The organism is Candidatus Peregrinibacteria bacterium, assembly GCA_016699755.1.
In the GTDB taxonomy this organism is placed as follows: domain Bacteria; phylum Patescibacteriota; class Gracilibacteria; order CAIRYL01.
In genome coordinates this window covers 841,513-859,675 of record CP065009.1, presented here as the reverse complement: position 1 = coordinate 859,675, position 18,163 = coordinate 841,513, and the positions used below count along the sequence as shown (strand labels likewise).

13 protein-coding genes and 1 pseudogene are annotated in these 18,163 nt (G+C 41.3%); 3 read left to right on the top strand and 11 right to left on the bottom strand.

Annotated elements, in window-relative coordinates:
* Positions 1-13: 13 nt before the first annotated feature.
* On the top strand, positions 14-1,402 hold the full coding sequence (locus IPN35_03780; protein QQS58696.1) for a hypothetical protein: 1,389 nt from the start codon (positions 14-16) through the stop codon (positions 1,400-1,402).
* Here the strand turns inward: IPN35_03780 and radA are convergent.
* From radA to IPN35_03750, 6 genes are all read right to left on the bottom strand, one after another.
* Positions 1,360-2,709 carry a DNA repair protein RadA gene (gene radA, locus IPN35_03775; protein QQS58695.1) on the bottom strand — a complete coding sequence of 450 codons (1,350 nt, stop codon included), beginning with the start codon at positions 2,707-2,709 and terminating at the stop codon, positions 1,360-1,362. The genes IPN35_03780 and radA overlap by 43 nt on opposite strands.
* 84 nt (positions 2,710-2,793) lie before the next feature.
* Complete coding sequence (locus tag IPN35_03770) at positions 2,794-4,026, bottom strand: membrane protein insertase YidC (protein QQS58694.1); 1,233 nt, start codon at positions 4,024-4,026, stop codon at positions 2,794-2,796.
* 57 nt (positions 4,027-4,083) lie between these two features.
* Entirely contained in the window at positions 4,084-6,354 is a 2,271-nt protein-coding gene (locus IPN35_03765; protein QQS58693.1) for a trypsin-like peptidase domain-containing protein, read from the bottom strand.
* A 128-nt stretch (positions 6,355-6,482) separates the two neighbouring features.
* Positions 6,483-7,322 (bottom strand): glycosyltransferase, encoded by an 840-nt coding sequence (locus IPN35_03760; protein QQS58692.1) that lies wholly within the window; start codon positions 7,320-7,322, stop codon positions 6,483-6,485.
* Positions 7,319-8,293, bottom strand: a complete 975-nt coding sequence (locus IPN35_03755; GenBank protein ID QQS58691.1) for a glycosyltransferase family 2 protein — start codon at positions 8,291-8,293, stop codon at positions 7,319-7,321. The genes IPN35_03760 and IPN35_03755 overlap by 4 nt, the downstream gene beginning before the upstream one ends.
* Positions 8,294-8,342: 49 nt before the next feature.
* A complete protein-coding gene (locus tag IPN35_03750; protein ID QQS58690.1) occupies positions 8,343-9,197 on the bottom strand; it encodes a PrsW family intramembrane metalloprotease in 855 nt (284 codons plus the stop codon).
* Between the two features lie 217 nt (positions 9,198-9,414).
* Between IPN35_03750 and IPN35_03745 the strand changes: the two are divergent.
* A pseudogene (locus IPN35_03745) lies at positions 9,415-9,899 on the top strand (IS1595 family transposase).
* Between the two features lie 66 nt (positions 9,900-9,965).
* Here the strand turns inward: IPN35_03745 and IPN35_03740 are convergent.
* Positions 9,966-10,793, bottom strand: a complete 828-nt coding sequence (locus IPN35_03740) for a DsbA family protein (protein QQS58689.1) — start codon at positions 10,791-10,793, stop codon at positions 9,966-9,968.
* A 79-nt stretch (positions 10,794-10,872) separates the two neighbouring features.
* Between IPN35_03740 and IPN35_03735 the strand changes: the two genes are divergently transcribed.
* The gene (locus tag IPN35_03735) at positions 10,873-11,892 is read left to right on the top strand and encodes a hypothetical protein (protein ID QQS58688.1); all 1,020 of its coding nucleotides are present in this window, start codon (positions 10,873-10,875) and stop codon (positions 11,890-11,892) included.
* Here IPN35_03735 and IPN35_03730 read toward each other — a convergent pair.
* The 4 genes from IPN35_03730 to rpoC all read right to left on the bottom strand — a co-directional run bounded on the left by IPN35_03730 (position 11,889) and on the right by rpoC (position 18,159).
* Positions 11,889-13,172 carry a thioredoxin family protein gene (locus IPN35_03730; GenBank protein ID QQS58687.1) on the bottom strand — a complete coding sequence of 428 codons (1,284 nt, stop codon included), beginning with the start codon at positions 13,170-13,172 and terminating at the stop codon, positions 11,889-11,891. The two genes, IPN35_03735 and IPN35_03730, sit on opposite strands and share 4 nt — an antisense overlap.
* Before the next feature lie 150 nt (positions 13,173-13,322).
* Positions 13,323-13,781, bottom strand: coding sequence for a 30S ribosomal protein S7 (gene rpsG, locus IPN35_03725; protein ID QQS58686.1), 459 nt, complete (start codon positions 13,779-13,781; stop codon positions 13,323-13,325).
* A 24-nt stretch (positions 13,782-13,805) separates the two neighbouring features.
* Positions 13,806-14,225, bottom strand: a complete 420-nt coding sequence (rpsL, locus tag IPN35_03720) for a 30S ribosomal protein S12 (GenBank protein ID QQS58685.1) — start codon at positions 14,223-14,225, stop codon at positions 13,806-13,808.
* 61 nt (positions 14,226-14,286) lie between these two features.
* Positions 14,287-18,159 (bottom strand): DNA-directed RNA polymerase subunit beta', encoded by a 3,873-nt coding sequence (gene rpoC, locus IPN35_03715; GenBank protein ID QQS58684.1) that lies wholly within the window; start codon positions 18,157-18,159, stop codon positions 14,287-14,289.
* Positions 18,160-18,163 lie beyond the last annotated feature (4 nt).

Here is an 18,163-nt window from a genome sequence, read left to right as displayed (position 1 = left end):
TTATCTCTCTTTTATGAAAAATTCAAAAAATCAGCCATCGCTCCAGTATCTCTATAATACTGTTTTTAATAGAAAATCTTCCACGGAATTTTTTGCACTTTATGCTTTTCTCAATCCTCAACGATTCCCTTTGGCAATGAAGGAAAGCCCTCTTTTTGTAAAAGATAATTTTCCTCCTCGTTCTCTTGCTCAGGTGGCGCCAAGAGGGAATATTACCCCTCTTCTCCTTACTGAAGAACAAAGAGATCGCTATGGAGAATGGACATCTGATTTTTCTCAGCGGATAGGGGTGTGGAATGCCGATGTTTTTCCAGAGCGAATTGTAGATAAAAATGAATTTTTTGGAGAAGATGGATTTCACTTCAAAAGACTTCATGAGCTTTTGGCAAATCGATTTTTGGGAACACACTCGCTTATTGTGAATGAACCGTTTCCTCTTTCTAAAGAAGATCCTTGGAGCGCTTTTCATCCAAGTCTCCTGAAGAATATTCCTTTCAATACAAAAGATTGGCTTTATAGTGGTGAATTTCCAGAAGAATTGCTTCAGGAAAATAGTGTCTTTTGTTTTCCAAAAACTATTTCTGTCGAAAAAGAAAGCCCTGAAAGTATTACAGTACAGGGAAAAACAATTCCTTTTCCTATTCGCTTAAAACCAACTGATGGAGGATCGGGAAAAGGGCAACGAGTAGCGTATTGCTCATCAGACCTTAAAAATCTTCTTGATCACGAGGATTATAAATATGGAGTTATTCTCTGTCCTCAACTTCACGATTTTACTGATGTTTCCTTTCATGGAATGGTGCCAGAAGAAGGATCTCCGGTCGCATTTCCACCGCAAATTCAGCTTACCGATCATCATGGGGATTGGTGTGGAGCATTCTCATATCACCATAGTATCGTTTCTCCGAAGATTCAATCTCTTGTTGAAAAAAATCAGGAAAAAATTCTAAATACCCTCTTTAAAATCTTTCAGAGCCACGGTGTTACGAGTGTTTTTTCTGCGGATGCCCTTCTTCATGAAGAAAAAACACCTGTTGGTGATGTAAATTTGCGATGGGGAGGGGGGAGTCCGCTCGATAATATCATCACTGATATTTCTGAGGAGACGGTGTATCTCTTGGGAGGACTTGGAATTTTTGGGGATTTGGAAAATAGAAGAGAGAAACTCGAATTCCTTTCTCGTTTTCCTGAAATTCATATTGCGGGTCTTTCGGAGGGAAAAACTTTCACTGGAGCGAGTATTGTGACCATCACTGAAAACAGGAAGGAGCTTGTTCGTTTTCTCCAGAAATCGTATGAGAGAGCAATACGGGGTTCTTTTGGTTCCATTGCCTGTTTTGATCTGGCGACTGCCTATCTTCAGAAAATTCCCACTGCCTCTGCAACGGTTCTCACTGTATGAAGTTGCAATGACGTTTTTGGTATTTTGTGCGAAGAGGGGAGAATAGCATCGGTAAAGCCGAGTTTCTCTCCTTCTCGAAGTCGTTTTTCGAGTTGAGAAATAGCGCGAACCTCACCAGAAAGTCCTATTTCTCCGAGTGCGAGAAAGGTTTCTGGAACTGCCTTTTTTGTTTTGGAACTCGCGATAGCAAGGCACATCGCAAGATCTGCCCCTGGCTCTTCTGTTTTGAGTCCGCCAACTACATTGGCAAAAACATCAAGTGAGGAGAGGCGAATACCAGCGTGTTTCTCGAGAACGGCAAGAAGAAGGGAAAGTCGTGCGAGCGAAAATCCACTTGCAGAACGTTTGGGAAGTCCAAATGGTGTGGTAGCAGTAAGTGCCTGCATTTCGAGCAAAAATGGGCGTTGTCCTTCTACTGCTGGAAAAATAACGCTTCCAATAGCTCCTGGAAGTCTGCCCGAGAGAAAAACCTCTGAAGGATTCATTACTTCTCGAAGACCGACTTCTGTCATTTCAAAAATGCCGACTTCACTCGTGCTTCCAAAACGATTTTTGAGTGCGCGGAGCATCCGGAGTTCATGTCGATCATCTCCTTCAAATTGCAATACAGCATCTACAAGATGCGCGAGAAGTTGCGGTCCTGCCATTTCGCCACCTTTCGTGACTTGTCCAATAAGAAGTACTGGGATATGTTTTGCCTTTGCGACATACATAAGGCTTTCGGTGACGGCGCGAATTTGTGGCAAAGAACCTGAAGCACTTGGAATTTCCCCCGAAGAAAAGGTCTGCACCGAGTCGACGACAAGAAATGCTGGTTTTTCTTGTTCTGCGGTTTCGAGAACGTCTTCAATCCGAAATCCAGTAGATACCTTGAGATTTTCCGGAACGGTACCAAGGCGTTTTGCACGCTCAAGCACCTGAAACCCCGATTCTTCTCCAGAAATAATAAAGATGGGTTTTTGTGGATTTTGAAGGGCAATATTTCGTGCCATTTGGAGGGCGAGGGTCGATTTTCCAATACCAGGATTCCCCACCAAAAGAGTGAGAGAATCGGGAAAAAGTCCTCCGCCGAGGACACGGTCTGTTTCTTGTATGCCGACCCCCATTCGCTTTCGTTCTTCGCCTGGGGAATGTGATTTTTCCGCAGAGAGAAGGACTCCTCTTTGTTTTCCTCCTCCATTTCTTGCGATTTCTGGTGTTTTTTCTGCAATGGTATTCCAGGAATGACAAGAAGGACATTTCCCTGACCATTTTGGAAAAATATTCCCGCAGGCACCGCACTCGTACATTCCTTTTTCTTTTGTCATTTCCCAGAGAAATACGAAAACTTTTACAGAACTTCTGGATAATCTCGTTTTTAGAGAAGAGATTGCAAAGTCTCTGAGAAGCTTTTATGCCCGAATCCTCTTGCTCTTTTCCGAATCAGAAGGGTACTTTTTTGACTTTTGCTCGTGTTTCTTCTCGGTATTCCCTGTTTTTCTGAGCATTTCTTGTTGTGCTAAAGCAAAGATGGTGGAGATTCCCCAGTAGAGTCCTACTGCAGAAGGAAGACCAATAGAGAAGATCACGACCACTCCAGGAAGAATATATGTCATCATATTCATGATCATTTCCTGTTGAGAAGGCTCTTCACTCTTTCCCTGTGTCACTTTCTGTTTTTTGTTCCGACTCTTCATGAGGAACATTTGGAAGAACTGGAGTGCACCAATAATAACCGGCAGAATGTAGTAAGGATCTGGTTCGTTGAGATGGAGCCAGAGGAATTGGTAATTCACTCCAGAGAATGTAAAATCACTTAAGAAGGGGAGCGGGTAGATGAGAAAGGCGGCGTGTGGCAAAAACCCATTTTGGATAACAAAAAAGAGGGCGATAAGGACAGGAAATTGAAGGAGTACTGGCCAAAGTGCCGCTCCAGGATTTATCTTATGTCTTTTCCAGAGTTCCATCATTTCTTGTGCTTGTTTTTGAGGATCTTTTTCATACTTTTTCCGGAGTTCATCAATTTCTGGCTGAATCTTTTGCATTTTTTGTTGCGCAAGAATTCCCTTTTTACTCGGAACAAGGAGCGCAAACTTTATAAGAAGAGTAAGGAGGATGATGGAGATCCAGAGATGTTTTCCAGTGAGATCGAGAAAAATAATGAGGGCGTTATAAATAGGGCGGTAGAAAATGGCACGAAGAAGAGAACGAAAAAATCCAGCCTCTTCCACGGTAAACTCATTTTCCGCGAGAAAATCACCATTTGTTGCCTCAAGGCTTGCCCGAAATTTTCCAGCGCTTCCAAAGAGCTTTATATTCTCTTGAGAAAACGAAACAGGTTTTTTCTCTCCTGCTTGAAGCACAAAATCCTCTTGTGGTGTTGGAAGTGATTTCCATTCTCCGTCTTCTCGTTTTTCCAAATCCACACGAACATCAATTTCTTTTTCCGTTGGATTCTTAATTTCAAACGTTACAAGTTGACCCGTTGGATATGTTTCTTTTTTCGAAGTGATGGAAACCGCCCCCACATCTCCCGTTTTTTGTTCTGTTTTTGGGATGAGGAGTGTGAGCCCAAGCCACACAAGGAAAAAGGTAAGGGCAAATCGGAAGAGTCGATCGGGAGATTTTTTCGGAAGTGTGCTCATGATGTGAGAGAGAAAAAGACCGAGAGAGTGTCACATTTTTTTCAGAAAGCGTCACCCCTAAAAATCGTATCGCTCTCCAGCAGTCTGAATGAAGCGATAGAGAACATGGGCGAACTCTCCGCGACTTAATACTGTGTCGTGTGTTACGTTTGGCGGAAGAACATCGAGAAGCATTCCTCTATACATATATGGAACGTACCATTCGACATTGTCGGAATATGGTGGGTTCCATACGGGAATTTCAAAAAGGGTGCAGAGCATTTTGAGTGTTTCTGCAAGTGTTACTCCTTTTTTTGGAAAAAATCGATCAGCTTTTGAGATAATTTTTTTCTCCAATGCAAAGGCAAGGAGTTTTTCTTCTTCTACTTCCGTAACATCTAAGAAGTCGGACGTTGATCCTGTCTTTTTTAGCCCCTCCGTGGTTTTTGTGATATTCTGTCCTTCTTCGACAAATTTTTTCGCTTCAATAATAGCAGCGAGCGCCTTCATTCTTCCCATATCAATCTCCGGAAAAAAATTGCTTTCGGGAAAGGCTAATATGTTTTTACTCGCAAGCGCAGTAATTTCCGATTCATACAAATGATACCGAACATCATCGTAAACGGTGGTGAAGTTTGGAATATTGTATATGCCTTTTTCTTCTGTTGTTTGATCGCCACTATATGTAAAGCTTTCGAGTGTCTTGAGGAAGCTTCCGAGTCGTTTTTCATATTCTTCCGAGAGGTCGTCGTAGAGAAACTCAAAGAAATAATCACCATCAAGTAAATACACAACCGTTTGTTTATGGTCTTTTCCATACTTATCTCCTTCTGCGGAAATCGTGTAGGCAAATCCTGGGAGTCCATCAATCATTACATTTTCATATTGATTTAAAAGATCTGACCTTTGATAGCGAATCATTTCTTCTAGCATTTTTTCTCGGGAAAGTCCTTTTATGTCTTCTGGAATGCGTTCGTGATAAAGGGAGAAAGTAAGATCATACGATTCTGGCGTTTCCCACGAAAGAACGAGATCATCTTCGGTGTTATCTACAAGAGAGTTTATGTACATATCTCCAAATGCTTGTATGGAAATAGCAGGGTACTCACGAGAAAATGATTGGAGTTTTTCCGGCGTTTCATTTTTTTGCGAAAGGAATCGAATTTTTTTGAGGAATTCATTGATAACTTTTTCGCTTTGCGCTTCATTTTCATGCGGAATTTGTGATGAAAGCGTAAGAATAACGTTTTCTGATATACCGAGGAAAATATGACTCTTTTTCGAATCATTATCGAAGGTGATGTCGTATCCGGTAAATGGTCCAAATGCTCCCTTTTCTCTTTTGTATTGTGCGAGAAAATGGCTATTTTTTTCGATTTTCTCGAGTATAAATTCGAGAAATGTTTCATCGAGTTTGAAAGAGGAGTATCTCGCGCTTATCTGAATTCTAACAGCATTTCCCTCTACTGGCGAAGAGAGTGAGAGATTTGTATCATTTGCGAATACTATATCCCAAGATGAGGGAACATCTGCTTCAAGGTATGGAAATTGTGGCATAGAATAGACATTCTCCTCGAAAAGTTCAGAGGTGAGAAGAAGTTGCTTTTGGAGAAGTTTTTCTGCAAGTGGATTCCGCTCGGTTTCTTTTTTTATAGTCTCCTGAAGCCATGAGTTAATCTCTGTTGCGGGAATAATATAGCCAATACTGGTGTATGCCGACTGGAGATAGGACGGAACACCAACAAACTCATTTTCTGTTGTGAGAACGGTTCCTCCCGAATTTCCTGGGCTAATAACAGCATCGGTTTTCATCTGTTGAATACCTTCGCGATCATCATATCCACTCACTTGACCTTCTGTTTCAGTGATCGTTTTTCCACCAATTCCCGGAAAACCCACCATACGAATTCGTGTTCCTGTTTTTGGGTCATTTTCTGACGAAAGCTTGAGAAATGGAAATTCTGGGGCGGGATTTTCGAAAATATCATTTGGAAGAATTTTTAATAGCGCAACATCTAGCTTTTTATTCTTGCCAATGAGTACTGCCTGATAATGGCACTCTGGTGCTTTTTTCTCATCTCGCACGACACAGATGGCAAACGCATCTTCTGGCTCGTCCCATTCATCTACTACGACGTGGTGATTTGTCAGAACGAATCCATCAGCAGAGAGAATGGTTCCAGAGGCAAAACCAGTCTCGAGCACATTTCCGTTTTTTGTGAGGGTGTGGGGAATAATCTTTACCGTTGGAGAAAGAATATCTCCCGATTCTGCTAAACTTGAGGAAAATGGAATGATCAGGAGGGCGAAAAAGGCAACAGAAGAACTTTTCCAAAAAAGCGAACGCATGGAAGAAGAAAAAAACAAGGGGAGTATAGCAGGAGTATTTTTTTGAGGCTATTGGTTTTTCTTGTTCAATTGTTTCATAAAATCTCATTTCTTGAATATAAGAATTTCCATTCTAGACGCAGAAACGATTATTCTCCTTTTTCTCCCAATGATATTCGAAAAAGCGAAGGATCTTCTTTTCGATGAATCCACCAATATCGAAGCGCATCTCGAACATGTTGCCGAAGTGTCCACTTCTGGAAAAGTGTCAAAAATCCTCCTTCTGAACATCGTTTTCCATCTGCGGTGACTTCTGCCTCTGGAAAATAGATAACTTTTTTTCCGTGTTTCCATGTCTCAAGACAGAGTTCTGCATCAGACATAAAGAGAAAATATTGCTCGTAAAAACCACCAATTTCTTTCCAAAGAGATCGACGAATAATAAGAAAAGAACTCTGAATCCAATCCACCTCTTGTATTTTTTCTGGATTTATATGTCGCATTTCATCTGCTTCTACATATTTTCGTATTCTGGGAAGATTCCGCAAAAAAGACCGTCTTGCCATTTGGAGAAAAAGGTTTGGAAATTTTCGTATCGTGATGGGGCGCGATCCGTCTTCATTTTTTTGTTTCGGTCCAACAACGCCAACATTTTTGTGCATATCAAGATAATCAATACATTTTTGAAGTGTTGTTGGTTTGTGGCAAAAAATGTCAGGATTGATAATCGCAATATATTCTGCGCTTCCTTGTTGTGCTCCCCAGTTATTTCCATGCGGATACCCAAACGATTTTGGGCAGAGTAAGAGTCGAATGCTAGGGCGGCGCATGAGTGATGTCATCAATATTTCAATTTGCTCGGGATTTTCTGAGTTATCAACAACAACAATTTGAAACGAAAAGTTCGTTTTCTGCTCAAGAAGAAGCTGGACATTTTGCACAACTCGTTTTGCTTTTGATGTATTTAAAATAATAATATCAAGCCTCATATTCTCTCGAAAAAAGAGCATATCTGTTCTGGAGGAACTGTTTTTGAAATTAATGCCGTTTTTTTTCTGATTTCCTTTTCTTTTGTTTTGAGTACTGTAAAAACACGAAAAAGGATTTTGGGAGATGTTACAAGTAGAACCATGAGCACAAGGAGAATGCGTATACCCGAGAATATTTGAACGGAGAAAGGGAGCTTTTTCCAGACGTGTTTTCGAAGAAGAACAATCTGTCCGAAGAGTGATGATTCCTTTATAAAAACAGACTTCTTCCCATTTTTTCGCGCATGCCTCGCATGCCATGCTATTGCCTCTGGAAGAAAAAGGGACTTTTTTCCAAGCCATTGAAATCGATACATGAGATCTACATCATTTTTGTAGTGCAAGAGTTCGTCAAAATACTCGCTTCCGTTTCGAATACTTTCGAGTGCGTCTTTTCGAACACAAAATAGCGCACCGCTTCCGCCAAATACTTCTCGTTGTATATTGTATTGCTCCGAATCTGGCATTTCATGACCAATATCGAAGAAAAAATTCGATTTTGTAAGTCCAATACCGCAGGAATCGATCTTTTGTATCCTTCCTTTTTCCCAGCGAAAAAGCTTTGGCACAAATATATCAACCTCAGGATGCGCTTGAAGTGAGTTTGCAAATACTTCTAAAAGCCGATTGTCATATTCCATATCATTGCTAGCGCAACAGTAGGCGGTTCCACACATTTTATGTATGAGTGCATTGTGTCCCCCAGAATGAAAGAGATTTTCTCCTTGAAAAAGACGAATACGAGAGTCTTCCATTTCTTTTGGAATTCTTTTTTGAAGCCATTCAGAAGCACTTCCTGAAGGGCTTTGATCACGAAGTAAAAGCTCAAAATGGGGGAATGATTGTTGTAGAAGAGAGGATATGGCTCGTGGCAACATGTTTTCCTGCTCGTGAAAAACAATGCCGACCGAGAAGAGGGGGGCGCTTTTCATAGTGCTGGTGAGGAGAATAGCCGGTTTTCTTTTTTGAAACAATATCTGCCTATGTTTCTATCGGATGAAGAATGCGAACATTCCTCGGAACAAGAAATTGCTTTCCGAGGAAGACAAAAAGAAAAAGAAGAAGTGGCACGACAAGAAAGGTAAGGGAGTGTCCAAAGAGTTTTGCCATAAGAAGAAGATTGAAAAGCACATGAATAATAGTTGCCAAAAAGAGTGCCTCTCGGACGAGATCACTTTTTTCATGTCCGCGGAGAGATTGTCTTGCTTGGAGAATATGCGAAAAAATAATATGAAATCGCAAAGTTTCTAACACCTTTCGAAAAAAACTCTTTACGGAGACCGAATGTTTTGAAGTAACAGATTGTGAGAGAAATGCATGTCCCCAAAAGAGCCCAAAAACCCCCGAAAAGAGTGTGTGTCCTAAGAGAGTTCCAAGACTTCGAAAAGCGTATATATTCCAAAATTCAGGGCTAGAGGTTGAATAATATGTGAGCAGGGTAAAGAAATAGGCAATATTTTCTGCAAACGCAAAACCGAGTGCCGCAGAAACAGAATAGATAATACCGTCTACGATCTGGTTAAAATGAATACGAAGACGACTTCCAAGGCGAAGGACTGCAAAATGCTTTGCAGTTTCTTCTAAAAATGCGAGTGCTATGGTTCCAATAATGGCAGGAAAAAGGAGAAAAGCAGAAAAATTATTCCAAAGGAAAAGGAGATTTGGAGAATGCTCAACTTGCCATTGAAGAATAAAAAAGGGGAGTGCCGCCAGAAACCCAAGACAAAATGAAAGGAGAATCATTTGTTTTGGTTCGGGTTCTTTTTTGTCTTTTTTATACCAAATAACGAGCCAAAAAATGGCAGGAAGAAGAGCAAGAAAAATGGGGAGAATCATGTTTGAAAAATCAGGCAGGAATAAGAATATGTTGTTTTTGATTCGGAGAGAAGAAAATATATCTGAGTCCATAAAGAAGAGGGTTTTTTTGGGAACAAATTGTTGACAGTGCCCTATTTTTTCATGGCTCTTGAGTAGTAAATTTTAAAAATTCTTCAGAATTTTTAAAAGAATAGCAAAAAGATTTTCATTCTATTCCATCGCCCAAGGCAAAGAATCCGGTGAGTTTGAGCTCGATGAAAGCTCCTTTGGTCCGACTCGAATCCGAGGAAAAAGAGGAAGAGGAGCAGGAGGAAAGACAATCGTCTTTGGGCTTCTCAAACGAGGAAGGAAAGTCTATTCGCAGATTGTTCCCGATGCCAAAGCAAAGAGTCTGGTGCATATAATCAGAGGGAAAGTGTCGCCAGATTCTCATGTCCATTCTGATGGTTGGAAGGCATATGACGGACTGGTGGATTTTGGATTCGAGAAGCACTATCGAGTACACCACGGAAAGAATGAATTTGCGAGAAGGAAGAAACATATCAACAGTATTGAATCCTTTTGGAATTATATCAAAAAGAAGACTGAGGAAGTTCAACGGAGTTCAGAAAGAGAAAGTTCTTTCTTCATTTAAAAGAAACAGAATTCCGATTCAATTATCGGAATAAAAAACTCTATGATAAAATATTGGAGACATTACGAAAAAAATCTCTTAACTAGTCTAGACCAAAATAAAAACCCCTCACGTGTTATGAGGGGTTTTTAGAAGCTCGTTATCGCATTGTGTTATTTTTCTGTTCCCGCTGAAAGTTCTCGCTCGATAATCTCCTGAAATGCGTCAAAAGGGTATGCACCACGAATTGGCCAGCCATTGATGAGGAACCCTGGAGTTCCGGTCATTCCGTAGGACTGCGCATCTTTCATGTCGTTCTCAATCTCAGAAGTATCATTTGCGACAATACAGGCGTCAAAGTCATCCATATTTAAATTAAACTTTTTTGCTGTGTCCTTATAAAACTGTTCCCCAAGTGACTGTTGGTTCAAAAAGAATTCATCGTGAAATTTAAAATAGGCTTCTTCTCCGCCCTGCTGAAGTGCACAATTCGCAGCAACTGATGCTGACATGGCATTTTGGTGAAGCTGGATGAGGGGGAGATCCCGAAAAACATAGCGTACTTTTCCTGTATCAATATACTTTTCCTTTATCTGAGAATACACCTCCTGAAAGTGGCGTCCGCAAAATGGACACTGAAAGTCGGAGAATTCAATAATTGTTACTGGTGCATTAGGATCACCAATCCCTGGATCATCATCAATAGAATAATTTTCTATGCGTTGTGTTTCTTGCTCTTGAGCCTTTTTCGCATCCTCTTCTTGTTTTTGGATGTACTGATCAATACCTTTTTCTACCTTTGCAAAAAACTGCTCATCAGTCATACCCTCTGGATTTTTAGAGGATTCTTCGAGCAATTTTTGAACACGTTCGTCTACAATTTTCCGAACTTGATCTTCTGAGAGCCCCTTTCCCTGTTGACCTTCTGTGGGCGCGGTACATGCAGAGAGGATTACAACAAAAGAAAGGAGGGACATCCCTTTTGCGAGAACCATTTTCATTTTTTTCAAAAAAAATCGTTCTCTATCCTATTCTTTTTCAAGGGAAAATGAAAGGATTTTTCTGATCTTTTTGATTTGCATGAAAATCGCACTCTTTTTCTTGGGGGCATCGTTCTTTGTTTTTTCAGAGCCTTCTTTCGCTTCCGAAAACTTTACTTGCGGATATTATCGGGAGATACTTAAAGAGAAAGAGCCTTCCTGTTTTTTTGGAGAAATTTTTTGGCATCGAGATGGGCAATGTCATTTTTTTTGTGATGAAAAAACATCGTGCCCATCACTCCTCTCGATAATCGAGAAAGACATAGTATCTTTCGGTGAACCAAAAACAGTTTCTTCTTCATCTGTCCTTGGCAGATTTGTTTCAGAGAATTCTCTTCCTATTGTCACATATTCCCTTCAGGAAGGGGAACTCGCTCATCCTGTTTTTTACAATGTTCCACCGGAGCTCCTTCGTTTTCAAAAAGACACTGTTGAGCATGAAAAATACTGGAATTTTATCGAGAAGCTTATTCCAAAGTCTTTCCGCGCTCATCTTGTAGAGATTCGATTTGTGAGTGATGGTACTGGAGGGAAAACCGGTTTTGTTTCAATTCCCATGGAAGGTACGGGAAATGTTCGCTTAGAAATTGACCCCGCGGATGCAGATGATATTGTGTATAATATTCTTCATGAATTTGCACATCTTATTGCCACTTCTCCTGAAGAGCAAGCACAAGAGGCACTTTTTGAACAATGTGGAGAGAATACAACCTCTTTTCTGCAGGCATTTACCAATCAATTTTGGGATCGATATGGCAATGACTTCTACGAACTTTCAGAGGCGGAGGATTCGGATGAATATTCTCGTATTGCTTTACGTTTAGGGAAAAAATATCCAAATGCATTTCTCACTGAATATGCCACCAAAAGTCCCGTGGAAGATTTTTCGGAAACATTTGCTTACTTTCTTTTGTCTCCAAGACCAGAAGGGGATGATCTCTCTGATAAGAAAATTCAATTTTTTTGGAAGTATCCCGAGATGGTGCGTCTTAGGGTGTCTCTCCAGTGGCGACTCCTCCTCTTGAAAAAGCGTGGAGAGGTTCCCAGCGTATATCGTTAGAAATTAAGAAGCCCTGGGTTAATAAGTAAAATAAGTCCAAGAAGAAGCATAAGAACTCCTCCAATAACATTTGTGGCACGGGAAAATTTGTGTGTAATGCCGATTTTTTCAATAGAGTAGAGGGCAATCCCAAAAACTATAAGATCGTCAAACATGTACATGAAAATGTAGATGGCAATATTCATAACAAGCTCAATTCCAGAGGTTCCAGAATTCGTTAAAATAAGGGTAAACGCCTGTGGATAGCCAACGCTACATGCAAATTCAATAATATTTACCGAAAGTGCGAGTCCGAGAATAGTAACAAACATTCCCCAATTAATGGGATTTTTAGCGATATTCTGAATGCGAACACTTATTTTTTGTCGTTGTTTCATATTGGTCACCTTGCAGGTTCCGTCGGTAAAGACTCCTTCCCACAGAAAAAATCCTCCTGCGCCAATGGCAATCACTCCTACAGCAGCGGAAATGATCTCTTTCATTCCTGCGAAATCCAGTTCCATTAAAAATCCAAATGAAGCGAGCCATGCCACAAGAATAATAGTGTACATTACTGCTTCTGCCACCAAAAATGTTCCTGCTACCAAGAACATCTTAAAGCGATCGCCAATTTGAATAAGGGTGACAAGAAAGATGACAAGCACCCACATAGCACACGGATTAAAACCATCTAAAAGACCAAGAAATGCTGAAAGAGCGGGGAGTGACCATTCGCTTGAAATGATTCGACCAACAAAAGGCACACTCACCCCCGCAAGCGGATCAAGAAGTTCGGGAGCTTCGCAGGTGCTTCCATCTTCACAGGTTTTTGCTGTACTTTCTGTTTTTCCTAATTCCTTGAGGTGTTCAGTGCAGGTTTGTTGATCTACAGGCTCTGCTCGACCAAATACTCGTACACATGGATCACTCATTGCCTCCTCTGGTGTCAAATACGTATCGGAAATATCAAGAGCTGTGCGAAATCGGTCTCCGTTTCCAAATCCATTAATGACAATCTTCCCAACGAGAGCGAGCGGTGTAGATTTGCTAAGCTCAAAATACTCGGCAAAGGCATTAAAATCTTCGCCTATATCTGAATTGGCGTGAATATCGAGTTTCTGAACTTCTACGTTGGGATACTCACTTTCTAGAAATTCAAAAAGACTCTGACACACTCCACAGGTTTCTTGGGAATAGACATAAATAATAGGCTCTTCTTGGGCGGCAAAAAGAGGAGATGGAAGAAGGAAAAAGACAAATGCTCCAATACCAAAGATTGCACTTTTGAGAAGGATAGTCATATCTTGGAAAAAGATTCGTCCCATTTTTTCACGAAATGAAAGAAAAAACAATTTTTGAAGAAAGTTGTTTGCTATTCTTTTTGAGTTTTCTTTTAAAAAATCACCACCCCTTGCAGAGGTGGTGATGGTGCTTTTCGAACTTTATTCCTATTAGAAGCGTGCGTAGTGAGCGAATGCTTTATTTGCCTTTGCCATTGCTTTTACATTTTCCTTTTTCTTAAAAGCAGTACCAGTATCATTTGAGGCATCAAGAAGTTCAAGAGCAAGGCGATCTGCCATAGGCATTCCCTTTTTTGATCGTGCGGCTTGAACAATCCAACGCATAGCAAGGGTTTGCTGTCTCTTTGGATGAACCTCGACTGGAATTTGATAAATAGCACCTCCAACACGTTTTGGACGCACTTCAATATTTGGCATTACATTTCGAACGGCAAATTCAAAGAGCTCTTCGGTGTCCTTTTTGGGATCCTTTTTTTGAAGTACTTCAAAGCAGTCTTTGAGCACCCTTCGTGCAACGCTTTTTTTCCCATCAAGCATGAGGCAGTTGATGAACGCCTCTTTAAGATCTGAGGATTGAGAAGGAATAAATGTGGCTCGCTTTTGCGGCATATCTCTTGAAAAAAAGAAGAGGGATTATTTTTTCGGACGCTTTGTTCCGTATCGGCTTCGTGATTGTTTTCTATTCTTTACACCTTCAGTATCAAGCGAACCGCGAACAATATGGTATCGAACACCAGGAAGGTCTTTTACACGTCCTCCACGAACTAAAACGACACTGTGTTCCTGAAGATTGTGACCCTCTCCCATGATATAGGCATTTACTTCCATTCCGTTGGTCAAACGAACACGAGCCACTTTTCGGAGAGCGGAGTTTGGCTTTTTCGGTGTCATTGTCGTAACACGAGTACAGACTCCACGCTTTTGTGGTGCTCCTTTTCGAAGAGGAACAGCAACGGAGCGGAGGGTATTCATGGTGTAAAGCAGAGCAGGGGATTTACTCTTCTTTTTTACTTTTTGTCGAGGTTTCCGAATAAGTTGATTAACAGTAGGCATGAGAAGAAGAAAGTCAAAAAAAGAAAAGACCGAGTCATTCTGATGACCCACGAGGAAAAAATCAAGTATTTGTTTCCTGAGCGTCAAGGGTATCTCGGTTTTTTTGCTCATAGTATCGTTTTCGGAAAATATGCCCTGCTGGGATAAGCTTTCCGATAATGACATTTTCTTTGAGTCCGTCGAGATTATCCACCTTTCCGGTTGTCGAAGCTTCAACGAGTACACGAATTGTTTCCTGAAAACTGGCGGCTGAAAGCCACGATTCTGTCGCAAGAGAGATACGAGTAAGCCCCAAGAGAAGTCGTTCAAATGTTGATTCTTTCTTTCCCATTTCTCTAAGTTTTCGATTGAGATTTATAATTTTCTGATAATCAATTTGTTCGCCGGCAAGGAGGTCGGGGATGTCTCCGGGGTCAATCACTCGTACCCGTGAGAACATTTGCTTTACAATAATTTCGATATGTTTATCGTTAATCGTTTGTCCTTGGCTTGCGTAAATACCTTGTACTTCCATCATGAGATATCGCTGTACATCATAAACATCAGTTAACTCCATAAGTCTTCGGAGATTATGATGTCCATTTGTGAGTGGCTGTCCGAGTTCAATTGATTGACCATTCTCTACGAGAAGGCTTTCACGTGCATTAAAATCATATTTTCTTTCGGATGGTTCAAGATGCCGAATAATAATTTCTTGTGAAGAAATGGAAACCACTTTTCCAGATTGATTTGCTCGAACGGCTTGTGAGCCTTTTGCAATCATCTGTCCCTGTTTTATTGTTTCTTCCGGCTTAACACATGGGTTTGAGCCAGATTCCAATCGATACTTATCTTCCCCAAGTCCTTCTGAGGAAATGGTGACACAAACATTTTCTCCCTTATACTCAATATGAACGATGCCGCCAATTTCTGAGAGTACAGATGGGGTTTTTGGTGCACGCGCTTCAAAAAGCTCCTCTACTCGAGTAAGACCTTGGGTAATATCTCCCTCTCCGGCAACTCCTCCCATGTGGAATGTTCTCATGGTAAGCTGTGTTCCTGGTTCTCCAATCGATTGAGCGGCAATAATTCCGACCGGTGTTCCAAGCTCTACGAGTCGGTTGTTTCCGAGGTCATATCCGTAACACATTCGGCAAATACCGTTCTGTGTTTGACAGGTCATTACCGAGCGAACAGAAACGAAATCAATTCCTCCCTCTTTGATTTTCTCAAGAACTTCTTGGTTTACTTGCACTCCTGTTTCGGCAAGAATTTCTCCTGTTTTTTCATCGATCATATCTGCCGCAAGTGTCCTTCCAAAAATTCGGTTTTCGAATGCCTCTCCAATATCCTCCGATTCTTTTCGGGTCACCATGTGGGCATGTGCTTGTCCACAATCTTCCTCTCGAATGACGATGTCTTGTACGGCATCAACGAGACGTCTTGTGAGGTATCCTGCTTCTGCCGTTTTGAGCGCTGTATCCGATTTTCCTTTTCGTCCTCCGTGTGTAGCGATGAAATATTCAAGAATAGAAAATCCTTCTTTAAGGTTTGAGGTAATAGGAAGTTCGATAGTCTTTCCTCCTGGATTTGCCACAAGTCCTTTTATTCCGCAAAGCTGAGTAATTTGTCCCCAGTTTCCACGAGCGGCGGAGTCGATCATGTAGTACACGTTGTTCTCGGGATACTCTTGAAATCGCTGAATCATGGCATTGGTGATATCACTTTTTGCCTGTGACCAAATGCGAATAGCATTGTTGTAGCGCTCATTATCGGTCATGAATCCTTTTCGAAACTTTACTCCGATTGCCTGTACTTTTTCAAACGCATCCTGAAGAATTCCTTGTTTTTTATCGGGAATGAGCATGTCGGCGTGTCCAATGGAGAGACCCGATTTTGTGGCGTAGGTGAATCCCATTCGTTTAATTTCATCTGCAACTTTTGCGGTGGTTTCTACATCAGTTGTTTCAAAGATTTCTCCGATAATACTTTCGAGATCCTTTTTTCGAAATGTTTTGTTCTGAAATCCAATTTCATCAGGAAGAATCTGATTAAAGAGAATTCGACCAACACTCGTTTCGATAATCTCTTCATTTCGTCGTACTTTTACTTTTGCCTGTAGATTTACGACACCATATTCTTCTGCGCGGATAGCTTCCGCTTCATCGGAAAAAGTCATTCCTTCGCCATCTTTTCCGTCATGCACTTGGGTGAGGTAATAACATCCCAGCACCATATCTTGAGACGGAGTAATGATTGGTTTTCCGGCAGAGGGTTTGAGAAGATTTCGGGCAGAAACAATAATCTCTTTTGCCTCTCGTTGCGCTTCTTCTGAAAGAGGAACATGAACTGCCATTTGGTCTCCGTCGAAGTCGGCATTAAAAGCCGCACAAACAAGAGGATGAATTCGGATCGCTTTTCCTTCGATAAGAACTGGTTCAAATGCCTGAATTCCAAGGCGGTGCAGAGTCGGCGCGCGGTTAAGGAGAACATGTCGTCCTTTGGTGACTTCTTCTAAAATATCCCACACCACTTTCTTTCCGGTAGCAATAAAGCGTTCTGCTGATTTTACATTATGAGCGTATTCCCTGCGAATGAGTTCTCCGATAACAAATGGCTTAAAAAGAGTCATTGCCATTTCTTTTGGAATACCACATTGGTGAAGTTTGAGTTGCGGACCAACAACAATAACCGAACGACCAGAGTAGTCAACGCGCTTTCCAAGAAGATTTTGACGAAATCGTCCCTGCTTTCCTTTGAGCATGTCAGAAAGACTTCGGAGTTTTCGACGATCTCCTGCAGTGAAGACAGCTCGCCCACTTCTTGGCGAATTATTAATAAGGGTGTCTACAGCCTCTTGAAGCATACGCTTTTCGTTTCGGCAAATTACTTCTGGCGCACCAATTCCGACAAGTCTTTTGAGTCGATTGTTCCTATTGATAATTCTTCGATAAAGATCGTTGAGATCTGATGCGGCAAAGCGTCCACCATCAAGTTGAACCATAGGACGAAGATCTGGAGGAATAATTGGAAGAACGGTCATTACCATCCATTCTGGACGAATGTTTGCGCGTTTTAGTGAGGAGACAAAACGAATGCGCTTGAGAAGCTTTTTTTGACGCTGTCCACTCGCCTCGTTTTTTTCGATTTCGAGTTGCTTGAGAAAGTCATCGAGATGAATATCTTCCAAGAGTTTTCGAATGGACTCTGCTCCTGTTCCCGCATGAAATACATGTCCAAATTTCATATTCATTTCTCGGTACTCCAGCTCTGAAAGCACAGCACTTCTCTGGAGTGCCTCCAGCTCTTTTCTCGCCTTTTGGTGAGAAGAGGTGAGTTCTTCAATACGTGTGGCATATTCTGCTTCATGAGCATCGAGATCCTTTTGCGTTGCTTTGTCATTTCGCATTTTTGCGCGAATTTCATTTCCAATTTTCTGCTCTTCGTCAGCAATTTTCTTCTTGTAGCTTTTAAATTCAGCATCAAGGTTTTCGATAGCATCTTTTTTTGCTTGTTCGTCTACACTAATGACGATGTAAGAGGCGAAATAGACAATCTGTTCGAGTAAACGAATAGGGAGGTCAAGAAGAAGCCCAATTCGGCTTGGGGTACTTCGTAAATACCAAACATGAAGTACTGGGACAGAAAGGCTGATATGCCCGACGCGTTCTCGTCGAACAATAGAGCGCGTCACTTCAACGCCACACTTTTCACAAACAATCCCCTTGTAACGAATGCGCTTATATTTTCCACAGTAGCACTCCCAGTTTTTTGTAGGACCGAAAATGCGCTCACAAAAAAGTCCATCGAGTTCTGGCTTTTGTGTTCGATAATTAATGGTTTCTGGTTTTACTACTTCTCCATGCGACCACCCCAGAATTTGCTCTGGAGAAGCAATAGTGAGCGAAACTGATTCGAATTCCGTTTTTTTCTGCTGTTGAGTGCCTGATATCATGCGG

Excerpts from the sequence above, each read along its gene's own strand:
- IPN35_03780 (QQS58696.1), top strand. The coding sequence starts at position 14 with ATGAAAAATTCAAAAAATCAGCCATCGCTCCAGTATCTCTATAATACT.
- radA (QQS58695.1), bottom strand. The coding sequence starts at position 2,709 with ATGACAAAAGAAAAAGGAATGTACGAGTGCGGTGCCTGCGGGAATATT.
- IPN35_03770 (QQS58694.1), bottom strand. The coding sequence starts at position 4,026 with ATGAGCACACTTCCGAAAAAATCTCCCGATCGACTCTTCCGATTTGCC.
- IPN35_03765 (QQS58693.1), bottom strand. The coding sequence starts at position 6,354 with ATGCGTTCGCTTTTTTGGAAAAGTTCTTCTGTTGCCTTTTTCGCCCTC.
- IPN35_03760 (QQS58692.1), bottom strand. The coding sequence starts at position 7,322 with ATGAGGCTTGATATTATTATTTTAAATACATCAAAAGCAAAACGAGTT.
- IPN35_03755 (QQS58691.1), bottom strand. The coding sequence starts at position 8,293 with ATGAAAAGCGCCCCCCTCTTCTCGGTCGGCATTGTTTTTCACGAGCAG.
- IPN35_03750 (QQS58690.1), bottom strand. The coding sequence starts at position 9,197 with ATGATTCTCCCCATTTTTCTTGCTCTTCTTCCTGCCATTTTTTGGCTC.
- IPN35_03740 (QQS58689.1), bottom strand. The coding sequence starts at position 10,793 with ATGAAAATGGTTCTCGCAAAAGGGATGTCCCTCCTTTCTTTTGTTGTA.
- IPN35_03735 (QQS58688.1), top strand. The coding sequence starts at position 10,873 with ATGAAAATCGCACTCTTTTTCTTGGGGGCATCGTTCTTTGTTTTTTCA.
- IPN35_03730 (QQS58687.1), bottom strand. The coding sequence starts at position 13,172 with ATGACTATCCTTCTCAAAAGTGCAATCTTTGGTATTGGAGCATTTGTC.
- rpsG (QQS58686.1), bottom strand. The coding sequence starts at position 13,781 with ATGCCGCAAAAGCGAGCCACATTTATTCCTTCTCAATCCTCAGATCTT.
- rpsL (QQS58685.1), bottom strand. The coding sequence starts at position 14,225 with ATGCCTACTGTTAATCAACTTATTCGGAAACCTCGACAAAAAGTAAAA.
- rpoC (QQS58684.1), bottom strand. The coding sequence starts at position 18,159 with ATGATATCAGGCACTCAACAGCAGAAAAAAACGGAATTCGAATCAGTT.